Origin of the sequence: Microbacter sp. GSS18, assembly GCA_029319145.1 — a bacterium.
Classification (GTDB): domain Bacteria; phylum Actinomycetota; class Actinomycetes; order Actinomycetales; family Microbacteriaceae; genus Microbacterium.
Genome location: CP119753.1, coordinates 331,841 through 345,284, shown reverse-complemented (window position 1 = coordinate 345,284; position 13,444 = coordinate 331,841). Strand labels below are relative to the sequence as shown.

At 70.8% G+C, this 13,444-nt stretch carries 13 protein-coding genes; 5 read left to right on the top strand and 8 right to left on the bottom strand.

Features of this window, described 5'->3' with window-relative positions; translation table 11 throughout:
- Positions 1-55: 55 nt before the first annotated feature.
- The 3 genes from P0L94_01600 to cysS all read right to left on the bottom strand — a co-directional run bounded on the left by P0L94_01600 (position 56) and on the right by cysS (position 5,073).
- Positions 56-2,569, bottom strand: coding sequence for a glycogen/starch/alpha-glucan phosphorylase (locus tag P0L94_01600; GenBank protein ID WES64777.1), 2,514 nt, complete (start codon positions 2,567-2,569; stop codon positions 56-58).
- 105 nt (positions 2,570-2,674) lie between these two features.
- A complete protein-coding gene (gene rlmB / locus P0L94_01595) occupies positions 2,675-3,673 on the bottom strand; it encodes a 23S rRNA (guanosine(2251)-2'-O)-methyltransferase RlmB (GenBank protein ID WES64776.1) in 999 nt (332 codons plus the stop codon).
- Complete coding sequence (cysS, locus tag P0L94_01590) at positions 3,673-5,073, bottom strand: cysteine--tRNA ligase (protein ID WES64775.1); 1,401 nt, start codon at positions 5,071-5,073, stop codon at positions 3,673-3,675. The genes rlmB and cysS overlap by 1 nt, the downstream gene beginning before the upstream one ends.
- Before the next feature lie 64 nt (positions 5,074-5,137).
- Here cysS and P0L94_01585 point away from each other — a divergent pair, with 64 nt between their 5' ends.
- Positions 5,138-6,061 (top strand): EamA family transporter, encoded by a 924-nt coding sequence (locus P0L94_01585; protein ID WES64774.1) that lies wholly within the window; start codon positions 5,138-5,140, stop codon positions 6,059-6,061.
- A 23-nt stretch (positions 6,062-6,084) separates the two neighbouring features.
- Positions 6,085-6,552 carry a GNAT family N-acetyltransferase gene (locus tag P0L94_01580; GenBank protein WES64773.1) on the top strand — a complete coding sequence of 156 codons (468 nt, stop codon included), beginning with the start codon at positions 6,085-6,087 and terminating at the stop codon, positions 6,550-6,552.
- Between the two features lie 9 nt (positions 6,553-6,561).
- Here the strand turns inward: P0L94_01580 and ispD are convergent, their stop codons facing one another.
- Positions 6,562-7,770: a 2-C-methyl-D-erythritol 4-phosphate cytidylyltransferase gene (ispD, locus tag P0L94_01575; GenBank protein ID WES64772.1), complete on the bottom strand. Its 1,209-nt coding sequence runs from the start codon at positions 7,768-7,770 to the stop codon at positions 6,562-6,564.
- Positions 7,771-7,792: 22 nt separating this feature from the next.
- Positions 7,793-8,275 (bottom strand): CarD family transcriptional regulator, encoded by a 483-nt coding sequence (locus tag P0L94_01570; GenBank protein ID WES64771.1) that lies wholly within the window; start codon positions 8,273-8,275, stop codon positions 7,793-7,795.
- 121 nt (positions 8,276-8,396) lie between these two features.
- Here P0L94_01570 and P0L94_01565 point away from each other — a divergent pair, with 121 nt between their 5' ends.
- A complete protein-coding gene (locus tag P0L94_01565; GenBank protein ID WES64770.1) occupies positions 8,397-8,891 on the top strand; it encodes a hypothetical protein in 495 nt (164 codons plus the stop codon).
- 54 nt (positions 8,892-8,945) lie between these two features.
- Here P0L94_01565 and P0L94_01560 read toward each other — a convergent pair whose 3' ends face one another.
- Positions 8,946-9,632 carry a response regulator transcription factor gene (locus P0L94_01560; protein ID WES64769.1) on the bottom strand — a complete coding sequence of 229 codons (687 nt, stop codon included), beginning with the start codon at positions 9,630-9,632 and terminating at the stop codon, positions 8,946-8,948.
- Between the two features lie 23 nt (positions 9,633-9,655).
- A complete protein-coding gene (locus P0L94_01555) occupies positions 9,656-10,843 on the bottom strand; it encodes an ATP-binding protein (protein ID WES64768.1) in 1,188 nt (395 codons plus the stop codon).
- A gap of 167 nt (positions 10,844-11,010) precedes the next feature.
- Here P0L94_01555 and phoU point away from each other — a divergent pair, with 167 nt between their 5' ends.
- A complete protein-coding gene (gene phoU / locus P0L94_01550; GenBank protein ID WES64767.1) occupies positions 11,011-11,697 on the top strand; it encodes a phosphate signaling complex protein PhoU in 687 nt (228 codons plus the stop codon).
- Positions 11,698-11,786: 89 nt separating this feature from the next.
- Here phoU and P0L94_01545 read toward each other — a convergent pair whose 3' ends face one another.
- Positions 11,787-12,536 carry a phosphoglyceromutase gene (locus P0L94_01545; GenBank protein ID WES64766.1) on the bottom strand — a complete coding sequence of 250 codons (750 nt, stop codon included), beginning with the start codon at positions 12,534-12,536 and terminating at the stop codon, positions 11,787-11,789.
- A gap of 83 nt (positions 12,537-12,619) precedes the next feature.
- Between P0L94_01545 and P0L94_01540 the strand changes: the two genes are divergently transcribed.
- Positions 12,620-13,444, top strand: a complete 825-nt coding sequence (locus P0L94_01540) for a class I SAM-dependent methyltransferase (GenBank protein WES64765.1) — start codon at positions 12,620-12,622, stop codon at positions 13,442-13,444.

Genomic DNA, 13,444 nt, shown 5'->3' with positions numbered 1-13,444 from the left:
ACCGGGTTCAATGCTCGCGCACCCGGTTCCATTCCCGGGTATGGACTTCCGCCTGTCAGATGAGCGGCGGCGTGTTCCAGATGCGACTGATGTAGTCGCGCATCGAACGGTCCGAGGAGAAGAACCCGCAGCGCGCCACGTTGAGGATCGCCGAGCGGGTCCACGCGTCGGAGTCGGCATAGGCGGCATCCACGCGCTTCTGGGCCGCGATGTACGCCGCGTAGTCGGCGAGCACCATGAAGCGGTCCTCGTAGAGCAGGTTCGACACGACCGGTTCGAAGACCGTCCGGTCGCCGCCCGAGAACGCGCCCGAGGCGATCAGGTCGATCGCACTGCGCAGGTCGGGGTCGGCCCGATAGACGTCGGCGGGGACGTAGCCCCGGGCGCTCAGCGCCTCGACCTCGGGCTCGCTCATGCCGAACAGGAAGAAGTTGTCGTCGCCGACGAGCTGGCGGATCTCGACGTTCGCCCCGTCGTCCGTGCCGATCGTGAGGGCGCCGTTGAGCGCGAACTTCATGTTGCCCGTACCCGACGCCTCCTTGCCCGCCAGCGAGATCTGCTCCGACAGATCCGCCGCGGGGATGACGCGCTCGGCGAGCGTGACGTTGTAGTTCGGCGGGAAGAGCACCTTGAGCCGGCCCTGCACCGCCGGGTCCGCGTTGACGACGCTGCCCACCTTGTTGATGAGGTGGATGATGTCCTTCGCGATGCGGTAGCCCGGCGCGGCCTTGGCCCCGAAGATGAACGTGCGCGGCGTGACGTCCTCGATCGGCACACGGCCCGACACGACGCCGTCGTAGAGCGTGACGATGTGCAGCAGCTTCAGCATCTGCCGCTTGTACTCGTGGAGGCGCTTGACCATGACGTCGAGCATGTGGGTGTCGTCGACGCCGAGACCGTCGCGCTCGAGCAGTACGCGGTTCAGGCGCCGCTTGTTCGAGGCCTTGACCTCGGCGAACCGCTCGCGGAAGTCGGGATCCTCGGCGTAGGTCTCGAGTTCGCGCAGCCGATCGAGGTCGGTGACCCATCCGGGGCCGAGCGCCTCGGTGATCAGCCCGCTCAGCGACTTGTTCGCCAGCCGCAGGAACCGCCGCGGCGTGATGCCGTTGGTGACGTTGGTGAACTTGCCCGGGTAGAAGTCGGCGAAGTCTGCCAGGACCTTGTCGCGCAGCAGCTGCGAATGCAGCTCCGCGACGCCGTTGACCTTCGCCGCGGCGACGGTCGCCAGGTGCGCCATGCGGATCGAGCGCTCGGGGTGCTCGCCGATGATCGACATGTTCCGGATGCGCAGCTCGTCGTCGCCGTACCGCTCGCGCACCGAGGCGAGGAACTCCTCGTTGATGCGGTAGATGATCTCGAGGTGGCGCGGCAGGAGGCGGCCGACCAGCTCGACCGGCCACACCTCGAGGGCTTCGGGCAGCAGCGTGTGGCACGTATATGCGAAGCACTGCTGCGTGATCTCCCACGCGGCGTCCCACTCCATGCCGCGCACATCGACCAGCTGGCGCATGAACTCCGGCACCGCGATGACGGGGTGGGTGTCGTTGAGCTGGAAGATCGCACGGGTGGGGAGCTTCGTGAGGTCGTAGTCCTCGGGCAGCACGACGTCGAAGAAGTCGCCGATCGAGGCGGCGGAGAAGAAGTACTGCTGCTGGAGACGCAGCTCCTTGCCCTGGGGAGTCGAGTCCTCGGGGTAGAGCACCTTCGAGATGTTCTCGGCGAAGGTCTGCGCGCGCACCGCCTCGGCGTAGTCGCCGGCGTTGAAGATGCGCAGATCGAACGCCTGCGTCGCCTGCGCGCTCCACAGCCGCAGCGTGTTGACGCATCCGTTCAGGTAGCCCGGCACCATGTAGTTGTACGGCAGCGCCTGCACGCTCCAGTCGGGGATCCAGCGGCTGCGCAGGACCCCGTCGTCGTCGTACTGCTCGGTGCGCCCGCCGAACGAGATGGTCTGCGCCGCCTCGGGGTGCGGGAACTCCCACGGGGAGCCCATAGTCAGCCACGCATCCGGCTTCTCGACCTGGCGCCCGTCCTCGAACGTCTGGCGGAAGATGCCGTACTCGTAGCGGATGCCGTAGCCGATCGCCGGGACGCTCATCGTCGCGAGCGAGTCGATGAAGCACGCGGCGAGGCGTCCGAGGCCGCCGTTGCCGAGCCCGGGCTCGACTTCCTGAGCCCGCAGGTCGGCGATGTCGATGCCGCATTCGGCGAGCGCTTCGGTCGCGATGTCCTCCAGGCCCGTCGCCAGCAGGCTGTTGCCGAGCTGGCGGCCCAACAGGTACTCGGCCGACAGGTAGCACACGCCCTTGGCCTGCGTCTCGAGCTGCCGGCGGACCGTCTCGAGCCAGCGCGCCATCAGGTAGTCGCGCACCGTGCGCGCCAGAGCCAGGTACTGGTCGTTGACCGAGGAGGCCGACAGCGCGACGCCCTGACCGAAGTTCAGATTGTCGAGGAACTCCTTGACGAAGCCGTCGACGGTGCTGGGCGGCGGGGTGACCGGGGCCTGGGCGAGGGGGTGCCGCTCACTGCGGGAGCGGGCGATGCGGGGTCCGGCGACGTTCTCTGACACAGTACGAAACTACCCCGCCCCCGACACGCATCGACAGACGTAGCGAGCGCGACGCGCAGAATTTACACGCCTCGCGCCGTCACGATGCCGCGCCGATGGGCGACCTCAGCGCTGCGTGCGCAGCGTCGCGATCTGGTACAGGGCGACGGATGCCGCGATGCCGGCGTTCAGCGATTCGGTGGACGCCGAGATCGGGATCGACACGATCTGGTCGCACGTCTCGGTGACCAGGCGCGACAGACCCTTGCCCTCGGAGCCCACGACCACCACGACGGGGCGGTCGGCCAGCTCGAGCGCCGGGAGCGACACGTCGCCGCCGCCGTCGAGACCGAGGACGAACACGCCCTGCTTCTTGAACTCCTTGAGCGTCGTGGTGAGGTTCGGCGCGAGGGCGACCGGCACACGCGCCGCCGCGCCGGCGCTGGTCTTCCACGCGGCGGAGTTGACGCTCGCCGAGCGGCGCTGGGGGAGGATGACGCCCTGTCCGCCGAACGCCGCGGTGGAGCGGATGATCGCGCCGAGGTTGCGGGGATCGGTGACGCCGTCCAGCGCCACGAGCAGCGGTGTGGCTCCGGCGTCGATGACCTGCTCGAGCAGATCCTGCGGGTGGGCGTACTCGTAGGGCGGGACCTTGAGCGCGACGCCCTGGTGCACACCGTCGAAGCCCGCCATGCGGTCGAGCTCCTGGCGGGTGACCTCGAGGATCGCGATGTCCCGGTGCGTCGCGATCGAGAGCATCTCCTTGACCCGGTCGTCCATCTCGACGCGCTGGGCGATGTAGAGCGTCGTCGCGGGGATCCTGGCGCGCAGGGCCTCGAGGACCGAATTGCGCCCGGTGACCGTCTCGGTGTCGTCGCTCTGCCGCGCGCGCGAGGTCCGGTTCGGCGTGGAGGCCTGCGGCTTCTGTCCGGCCCGACCCTTCCCGCCCGCGGCGGCGTAGCGCTCCTGGGCGGCCTTGCGCTTGCCGGCAGGGTGCCAGGCGCGGTCCTCCGCCTTGGGCGTCGGCCCCTTGCCCTCGAGCGACTTGCGGCCGTGGCCGCCGGTGCCCTTGGTGGAGCCCTTCTTCTTGCTGTTGCCCGATCCCGGGCGAGGTGGCTTGGCCATCACAGACTCCAATGCGTTCCGTCGGCGCCGTCTTCCAGCGCGATTCCCGCCGCGGCGATCGCATCGCGGATGCGATCGGCCGCGGCCCAGTCCTTGGCGGCCCGCGCCTGCGCGCGCTGGCCGATCATCGTGGTCAGCAGCGCGTCCAGCGCCGCCGCCTCGGGTCCTGCTCCCTGCGCGGCCCACGCGGGGTCCAGCGGGTCGATGCCGAGCAGGCCCGTCATCACCGCGACATCGGCGAACGCCGCGAGTGTGGCGTCGCGGTCGCCGGCGTCCAGAGCGGTGTTGCCCTCGCGGACGCGCTCGTGGATCACGGCGAGCGCCTGCGGCACGCCCAGGTCGTCGTCCATCGCCGCGGCGAACCGCTCCGGCATCCGCGCGTCCACCCGCACGTCGGCCTCGTCGTCGCGCAGCGTGCGCAGCGCGCGCTCGAGGAAGGTGCGGATGCGTTCGAGCGCCGCCTCGGCCTCGTCGAAGCTCGACGCGGTGATGTCCAGGCTCGAGCGGTAGTGAGCCGCGGCGAGCGCGTAGCGCACCACCAGCGGATCGCGTTCGCCCAGCAGGTCGTCGGCGAGGATGAAGTTGCCCAGCGACTTCGACATCTTCTGGTCGCCGACGGTCACGAGGCCGTTGTGCACCCAGAACCGCGCGAAGCCGTCGCCGGCGGCCGCCGACTGCGCGAGTTCGTTCTCGTGGTGCGGGAAGCGCAGGTCGAGCCCGCCGCCGTGGATGTCGAACTCGGCTCCGAGGTAGCGGCGCGACATCGCCGAGCACTCGATGTGCCAGCCGGGGCGTCCGGCGCCCCACGGCGATTCCCAGCGCGCCGAGGCGGGCTCGTCGTCCTTGCCGCCCTTCCACAGGGCGAAGTCGCGCGGGTCGCGCTTGCCGCGCGGATCGGCGTCGGCCGCCGGCTCCATGGCGTCCAGCGACTGGCGGGTGAGCTCCCCGTAGGCGGGCCACGAGCGCACGTCGAAGTACACGTCGCCGGCGGCGGCGTACGCATGACCGGCGTCGATGAGGCGCCGGATGAGCTCCTGCATCTGCGGGATCGACGCCGTCGCGCGCGGCTCGTAGGTCGGAGGGAGGATGCCGATGGCGCCGTAGGCGCGCGTGAAGGCCAGTTCCATGCGGTAGGCCAGCGCCCACCACGGCTCGGCATCGGTGGCGCCCGCGAGCACCTTGTCATCGATGTCGGTGACGTTGCGCACGAACGTGACCCGTGCGAAGCGATGCGCGAGCCAGCGACGCAGGATGTCGAAGCTCAGCGCGCCCCGCAGATGCCCGATGTGGGGGCCCGACTGAACGGTCGGACCGCACACGTAGATGGTGACGTTTCCGGGGTCGAGCGGGGCGAAGTCGCGCAGCGACTGCGTCTTGGTGTCGTAGAGCCGGAGAGTCACCGCACCAGCCTACCGGCGGGGCCTGCGCGCCGACCGGGAGCCACCAGGCGGTAGAACTGTGTGCGTGCACGTGATCGCCGTCCTCGCCGCAGCGCTCCTGTTCGGCACGACCGGCACATCTCAGGCGCTCGGCCCCGAGGGAACGACCCCGCTCTCGGTCGGGGTGATGCGGATGGTGATCGGCGGCACAGGGCTCGCTCTCCTCGCCTTCGCGCTCGCGGGGCGTCATCGGCGGCGGCGGCCGCGCGGGGCGACACCGCGGCTCGGGGCCGGGACCGTCGCGCTCATGGCCCTCACCGGCGTCTGTCTGGCGGTGTACCAGCCCCTGTTCTTCCTCGGCACGGCCCGCAACGGCGTCGCGGTGGGGACCGTCGTGGCGCTGGGCTCAGCCCCGATCCTCGCCGGGGTGCTGGAGTGGCTGCTCACCCGCCGTCGGCCGAGCGCCGTGTGGATGTCGGCGACGGCCGCCGCCACCGCCGGTGTCGTGCTCCTCGGCTTCGGCGGCTCCGCCGGCGGATCGGGCACGGATGCCCTGGGCCTGGTCGGCTCGATCGGCGCGGGGGCGTCCTTCGCGGTCTTCGCCAATGTGCAGCGCCGTCTGCTGGACGCCGGCTGGGATCCGTTCACCGTCGTGGGCGCGATGGGGGCGAGCTCCGGTGCCGTCGCCCTCGCAGCGCTGCCGTTCGTGGACGTCTCGTGGCTGGACTCGGCGCGCGGCTGGGCGATGGCCCTGTGGCTGGGTCTGGCGACGATCGCCGTCGCGTACGTGCTGTTCACATGGGGGCTGTCGGGGCTCACGGCGGCCACGGCCGCGACGTTGACGCTGTTCGAGCCCCTCACCGCGGGCCTCCTCGGCGTGTTCGTGCTGGGCGAGCGTCTCGCCCCGCTCGCCATGGCGGGACTGCTCGTGCTCGGCGCGGGGCTCGCGCTGCTCGCGTGGGGATCCCGGGCGCCGCGCGACCCGGCACCGTACGCCGTCGAGGGGTGAGTGCACGTGAGACGATCTGGGGCGTGAGCCAGCGCGTGCGCATTCGAGTCGACGACCTCAGCGGTGCGGCGACCCGCTCGCTCATCGCGCACCACCTCGCGGACATGCGCGCGACCTCTCCCGAGGAGAGCTGCCACGCTCTCGGCGTGGAGGGGCTGCGGGACCCGTCCGTCACCTTCTGGTCGGCATGGGACGGCGATGAGATCGCCGGGATCGCCGCGCTCAAGGATCTCGGCGGCGGCCGCGGAGAGCTGAAGTCGATGCGCGTCGCCGATGCGCACCGCGGGCGCGGCATCGGGCGCGCCCTGCTCCATCACGTCATCGCGGAGGCACGCGCGCGCGGGATGACGAGTCTGTGGCTCGAGACGGGCACGCCCGCGTCGTTCGCGGCGGCGCAGCGGCTGTACCTCGATGAGGGCTTCGCGCCCTGCGGACCCTTCGGCGACTACACGCCCGATCCGTTCTCGGTCTTCATGACGCGCGGGCTCTGAGCGCCGGCGTCACACGGGGACGACCAGCGCGACGGCGAAAGCCGCGACGCCCTCGGTGCGCCCTGTGAAGCCCAGTCCGTCGGTCGTGGTCGCCGACACCGACACGGCCGCTCCCCCGAGCGCCGCCGAGAGGACCCGCTCGGCCTCGGCGCGGCGCGCGGCGAAGCGTGGCCGGTTCGCCTGCACCTGCACCGAGACGTTGCCGATCCGGAATCCGGCCTCGCCCAGGAGCGCGTGGGTGCGGGCGAGGAAGGCGCTCGCGTGCGCACCGGCGTATTCGGGCTGGTCGGTGCCGAAGTGGGTGCCGATGTCGCCGAGCCCGGCCGCGGCGAGCAGCGCATCGACGATCGCGTGCGCGACGGCGTCGCCGTCCGAGTGTCCCGACAGCGCGCTCTCCCCCGGCCATTCCAGCCCGGCGAGCCACAGCGAGCCGTCGCCGCCGAACGCGTGCACATCGGTCCCGACGCCGACGCGCGGGACGGGCGGTGGGGCGTCGAGTGCGGCGGTGACCGGCGCGACCGGATCGTCCGCGACGAGGGCGCGCGCCCGCTCGAGGTCGGCCGGAGTGGTGATCTTGAAGGCCTGCTCGTCCCCGGCGACGGTCCGGATCGGATGCCCGGCATCGGCGACCAGCGCCGCGTCGTCGGTGAACTCGTGCGATGCGACCGCATATGCCGTCTGCAGCACGTCCCGCCGGAACCCCTGCGGAGTCTGGGCGGCGGCGAGTTCGGAGCGGTCGACGGCGCCGAGGACGCTCGGTCCGGACACGCGCTTGAGGGTGTCGACGACCGGCAGCACCGGGACCACCCCGGCGGCGCCGGCGGCGACCGCGTCGCTCACGCGCGCGAAGACGTCCGGCGGGGTCAGCGACCGCGCCGCGTCGTGCACGAGCACCACCTCGATGTCGCCCCACAGCGCCGCCAGGCCCGCGGCGACGGAGTCCTGCCGCGTGGCTCCGCCGGTCACCACCGACACGAGGTCGCGACGGTCGCCGGCGGCCTCGCGCGCCTCGGTCCGCGCGTCGCCCTCACGGCCTGCGGGGGCCACGACGATGACCTGCGCTCGCGGCGCCGCGAAGACGCCGCGCAGGGCGTGCCGGAGGATCGTCGCATCGTCGATCCCGACGAACGCCTTCGGCCCGCCTGCTGCCAGGCGCGTTCCCGATCCCGCCGCCACGACGATGACGGCCACGCGCGGTACGGGGGTGATGGTGCTCACCCCCCGAATCTACCTGCTGAGGTCAGCTGGCGAGGACCTCGTCGAGCAGGACGCTGGCCTTGTCCTCATCGGTCTTCTCGGCCAGAGCGAGCTCCGAGACGAGGATCTGCTTGGCCTTGGCCAGCATGCGCTTCTCGCCGGCCGAGAGGCCGCGGTCCTGGTCGCGCCGCCACAGATCGCGGACGACCTCGCTGACCTTGATCACGTCGCCGGAAGCGAGCTTCTCGAGGTTCGCCTTGTACCGCCGGGACCAGTTCGTGGGCTCCTCTGTGAAGGGAGCGCGCAGCACCTCGAAGACCCGGTCCAGGCCCTCCTTGCCGATCACGTCGCGGACGCCGACCAGGTCGACGTTCTCAGCGGGAACCTCGATGACGAGGTCGCCTTGCGTGACGTTGAGCTTCAGGTACTTCTTCGTCTCGCCCTTGATGATGCGGTCCTTGACTTCGATGATCGTCGCCGCCCCGTGGTGGGGGTAGACCACCGTTTCGCCAACCTCAAAAAGCATGGAGTTATGTCCTTTCGGCAACCTCCAGGGTACCACAGGCGACATACGCTAAGGTTCTCCGCCGCAGCCCCGCGCGGGGGTGGACACGTGCGCGGCCGACGTTCCCTCTAGAATGCAGAGGATGCCGTCATCCGTGCTGGGAGGATCTGTGAATTCGCGTCATTTCGCGTCGATTGCCATCGGCGCCCTCATCGTCCTGGGCACCACCGGGTGCAGCATGATCTCGCCGCAGGCGACCACGATCGAGTACAACGCGTCCGACGGCGTCGCCGTGAATGCGGGCGACCTCGAGATCCGCAACGCTCTCATCGTCGCCGACGAGAGCGGCGCCGCGGGCAACTTCCTCGCGGCCATCGTCAACGACAGCGACAGCACCGCGCGGCTCGACCTCGAGTTCGGCGAGGGGGCGACCGTCTCCGAGACGATCCTCGTCCCGGCGAACACCGTCCTGAGCCTGGGCGTGGACGGCGAGGAGCCGATCCTGATCGAGGGTCTCGACACGATGCCCGGCGCGGATCTGCCGGTCTACTTCGCCTCGGGCGGAGCCGAGGGATCGCTCATCGACGTCCCGGTGCTCGACGGCTCGCTCGACTACCTCGCGCCGTTCGTCCCCTGAGCGGCGAGCACCGCCGAAGACCCTGAGTGAGGCCCCGCCGCGGCGGGGCCTCACTCATGCTTCGAAGCGGTAGCCGAGTCCGCGTACCGTGACGAGCATCACCGGGTCGCCCGGGCGCTCTTCGATGCGCGACCGGATGCGCTTGATGTGCACGTCGAGCGTCTTGGTGTCGCCGTAGTAGTCGCTGCCCCACACGCGGTCGATGAGCTGGCCGCGCGTCAGCACGCGGCCGGCGTTGCGCATGAGCACTTCGAGCAGCTCGAATTCCTTGAGCGGCATGTTGATCTCGCTGCCGTCCACGGCGACCGTGTGCCGGTCGATGTCGAGCACGACGCGCCCGCCGTCGAGCACGCGCTCCTCCAGGTCCGCCTCCGCCGGCGTGTGACGGCGCAGCACGGCCCGCATGCGCGCCAGCAGCTCCCGCGACGAGTAGGGCTTGGTGACGTAATCGTCGGCGCCGAGCTCCAGCCCCACGACGATGTCGACCTCGGAGTCCTTCGCCGTGAGCATGATGATCGGCACCGTCGAGGTGGTCCGCACGATGCGGCAGACCTCCGTGCCGGGCATGCCCGGGAGCATCAGGTCGAGCAGGATGACGTCGGCGCCGCGCTCGCGGAACGCGACGAGGGCGGCCTGGCCGTCCTCGGCGATCTCGACGTCGTATCCCTCGCGCCGCAGCAGGTAGGCGAGCGGGTCGGCGAGGTCGGGCTCGTCCTCGACGATCAGGACGCGGGTGGTCATGGATCTCCGTTCCGGCGCGCCGCCTAGGCGACGCTCTTCTTCTTTTTCTTCTTCTTGTTCTTCTTGTCCCGCTTGTCGCGGGGAAGATCATCGGGCGCGGCCGTCGCAGGCAGACGCACGGTGAACGTCGACCCGCGCCCGGGGCGGGACCACAGCCGGACCTCGCCGCCGTGACGGCCGACGGCGTGCTTGACGATCGACAGTCCGAGCCCGGTGCCGCCGGTGCGACGGGACCGCGCCTGATCGGCGCGATAGAAGCGCTCGAAGATGCGCCGCTGATCCTCCTCGGCGATGCCGATGCCCCGATCGGTGACGGCGACCTCGACGATCCCCTCGACGAGCCGCACGCCGACGCCGACATCGGATCCCGCGGACGAGTAGGCGATGGCGTTCGAGATGAGGTTGCCGATGGCGTCGATGAGGATCTGGGCGTCACCGCGCACGTAGAGTCCGCGCTTGCCGCCCCGGACCACGGTCACCCCCGCGGAGGCGGCCTGGAGGGCGTGCGCCTCGAGGGCGGCGGCGAGGACCTCGTCGATCGAGACGTCCGCGTCGGGCGTGTTGTCATCGGACTGCAGCCGCGACAGGTTCATGATGCGGTTGGTCAGCGCCGCCAGGCGCGCGGCCTCAGCGGTCAGCCGGCTCGCGAAGACGCGCACCTGCTCCGGGTCGTCGGCGGCGGACTCGATGGCCTCGGCGAGCAGGCTCACCGCGCCGACGGGCGTCTTCAGCTCGTGGCTGGTGTTGGCGACGAAGTCCCGCCGCATCTGCTCGACCCGCTCGCGCTCGGTGATGTCGCGCATGACCACGAGCGTCAGTCGCGGCGAGATGCGGGTCGCGCGCACCACGACCAGACGCGCCTCGGCGGGCGGCTGGCCGCGCTCCACGCGGAGCGTCTCTCGCGCCGAGTCCGCGTGCCGCGCCTGACGCACGACCTCCCGCACGTCCTGATCGGGGAGAGTCGACCCTTCGGTGAAGCCGAACGGGACGGCTGCTCCCGACGCCGCGTGCACGCGGTAGGAGTTGTCGACGACGATGGCGGCGTCGTCCATCCCATGGAGAACCTCGCGCACCCCGTCGGGGATCTCCGATGCGGCGTCTGCCCGGACCTTGTCGCGCGCGAGGATCGCGGCGACGACGAGCAGGGTGATCGCGCACCCGATGATGACTCCGGCCAGGAGTGCGAGCAGCGCGAGCTGCGTCGAATCCATGCACTCACTGTAAACGGACCGGGGACCCCGATTCGGACGGCGGCCGATCCGTTACGGCATCGCCGTCGGTAGTATTCACCGTCAGGGCACCATCCGTTAACCTTCGGTCTTCACAATCGCGAAGGGTCCTGCCCGCTCCCCCCGCACCCCGTCGAAAGGTATCCGGCATGCGCGAAGTCTTCCACCAGTCTCTGGAGGATGTGCAGACTCGCCTGATCGACATCTCCGGTCTCGTCGCCATCGCGATGGACAAGGCGACGCGTTCGTTCTCCACCGGCGACGTCGCGCTGGCCGAAGAGGTCATCAGCGAGGACGCGGTCATCGATGAGAAGACCGTGGCGCTGGACGAGCTCGCCATCGAGCTCCTCGCTCGGCAGCAGCCGGTCGCAGGCGACCTGCGCATCGTCGTCGCCGCGCTGCGCATGAGCGCGTCGCTCGAGCGCATGGGCGACATCGCCGAGCACATCGCCCAGTTCACGCGTCTGCGCTTCCCCGCCCGCGCCGTCCCCGACGGGCTGAAGAAGACGTTCACCCGCATGGGCGAGCTCGACGTCGAACTGGCGCGAAAGCTGACCGAGCTCCTGGAGACGCAGGACCTCGAGCTGGCCGAGGAGATCCGCACGGCGGACGACGAGATCGACGAGCTCCACGTCAGCGTGTTCGAGAAGGTCCTCGGCGACACCTGGACCGGCGAGGCCACCCAGACCGTGGACGCCACGCTCGCGAGCCGGTTCTTCGAGCGCTTCGCCGACCACGCCGTCTCCATCGCGAAGAAGGTCCACTACCTCGCGACCGGCGACTGGGACACCCACACCGAGGACCCCATCGTCGAGCCCCACTACCCCAACCACTGAGCGGACCGCGTCGTACGCGGGCCCGCCCGCGCGAAGAGGAGCGGATGCCTCACGGCATCCGCTCCTCTTCGCGCGGTAGGGGCTCGTCCCTACTTCTTGCCCTGAGCGGCGACGGCGGCGGCGCCCGCCGCGGCGGCCTCGGGGTCGAGGTACTCGCCCGGGCCGAGGGGCATCATGTCCTCGCCGAGCTTGTAGACCAGCGGGATGCCGGTGGGGATGTTCAGCTCCGAGATGTCGGCGTCGCTGATGCCGTCGAGGTGCTTCACGAGGCCCCGCAGCGAGTTGCCGTGAGCCGTGACGAGGACGGTCTTGCCCGCGCGCAGGTCGGGGATGATGTCGTTCTCCCAGTAGGGCAGCATGCGGTCGATCACGAGCTTGAGCGACTCGGTGTGCGGCACGTCGCCGTCGATGCCGACGTAGCGCGGGTCGCCGACCTGGCTGTACTGGTCGTCGGCGGGAAGCGGGGGCGGCGGCACGTCGAACGAGCGACGCCACAGCATGAACTGCTCGTTGCCGAACTCGGCGAGGGTCTGGGCCTTGTCCTTGCCCTGCAGCGCCCCGTAGTGGCGCTCGTTGAGACGCCACGAGCGCTTGACCGGGATCCACAGGCGGTCGGCGGTGTCGAGCGCGAGGTTCGCGGTCTGGATGGCGCGGCTGAGCACCGAGGTGTGCAGGATGTCGGGCAGGATGCCGGACTCGGCCATCAGCTCGCCGCCTCGGCGGGCCTCGGCCTCTCCCTGCTCGGTGAGGCGGACGTCGACCCAGCCGGTGAACTGGTTCGACTTGTTCCACTCGCTCTGGCCGTGGCGGAGGAGGATCAGCGTGTAGGGCGCGGTCATGGGCCCATGATATCGGCGGATGCGCTCTCGTTTCGGGTCGCCCGCGCGGTCGCATGATCCGGGCCCGCTGGCATCATGGAGGCATGCCCGCAGGCCGCTCCCCCGTCGGACAGGTCACCCGCGGCACGACCGGCACCAACCGGCTGCGCCGCGTCGACCGCTGGATCGCACGGCACCCTGCCCTGCGCACCGCGGCCGATCCCCTGGTGGTCGATCTCGGCTACGGCGCGAGCGGTGTGACGGCGCTGGAGCTGCACGCCCGCCTGTCACGGACGCGACCCGACGTCGAGGTGCTCGGGCTGGAGATCGCCCCCGAGCGCGTGGAGCGCGCACGCGCTCAGCTGGTCGACGTGCGTGCCGGCCGGTCCCCGTTCGCGGCCGACGCGCGGGTGTCGTTCGCGCGGGGCGGCTTCGAGGTCCCGCTTCCGGGCGGGAGGCGACCCGCCGTCATCCGTGCCATGAACGTGCTGCGGCAGTACGACGAGGCGGACGTCGCGGCCGCGTGGACGCAGATGACGGGACGCCTCGGCGCGGGCGGCCTGCTCGTCGAGGGCACGTGCGACGAGATCGGGCGCGTCATGACGTGGGTGGCCGTGGATTCGGACGGCGCCCCGCACTCGTTCACCGTCTCGCTGCGGCTCACCGGCCTCGAGCAGCCCTCCGTCGCCGCCGAGCGGCTGCCCAAGGCGCTCATCCACCGCAACGTCCCCGGGGAGCGCATCCACGCGTTCCTGGCCGCGCTGGACGCCGAGTGGGAGCGCGCAGCGGCGGTGTCGCCGTTCGGGCCGGTGCACCGCTGGCGGACGGCGCTGGCGTCGCTCGCGTCCGCCGGATGGCCGCTGCGCGAGCGTGGCCGCTGGGCGCTGGGCGAGGCCACGCTCCCGTGGGAGGCCGTTGCGCCGGGGTGA

Bases quoted from the DNA above. Each gene is read 5' to 3' on its own strand.
- rlmB (WES64776.1), bottom strand. From the start codon at position 3,673: ATGGCCAAGCCACCTCGCCCGGGATCGGGCAACAGCAAGAAGAAGGGC.
- P0L94_01570 (WES64771.1), bottom strand. From the start codon at position 8,275: ATGCTTTTTGAGGTTGGCGAAACGGTGGTCTACCCCCACCACGGGGCG.
- P0L94_01565 (WES64770.1), top strand. From the start codon at position 8,397: ATGCCGTCATCCGTGCTGGGAGGATCTGTGAATTCGCGTCATTTCGCG.
- P0L94_01560 (WES64769.1), bottom strand. From the start codon at position 9,632: ATGACCACCCGCGTCCTGATCGTCGAGGACGAGCCCGACCTCGCCGAC.
- P0L94_01555 (WES64768.1), bottom strand. From the start codon at position 10,843: ATGGATTCGACGCAGCTCGCGCTGCTCGCACTCCTGGCCGGAGTCATC.
- phoU (WES64767.1), top strand. From the start codon at position 11,011: ATGCGCGAAGTCTTCCACCAGTCTCTGGAGGATGTGCAGACTCGCCTG.
- P0L94_01545 (WES64766.1), bottom strand. From the start codon at position 12,536: ATGACCGCGCCCTACACGCTGATCCTCCTCCGCCACGGCCAGAGCGAG.
- P0L94_01540 (WES64765.1), top strand. From the start codon at position 12,620: ATGCCCGCAGGCCGCTCCCCCGTCGGACAGGTCACCCGCGGCACGACC.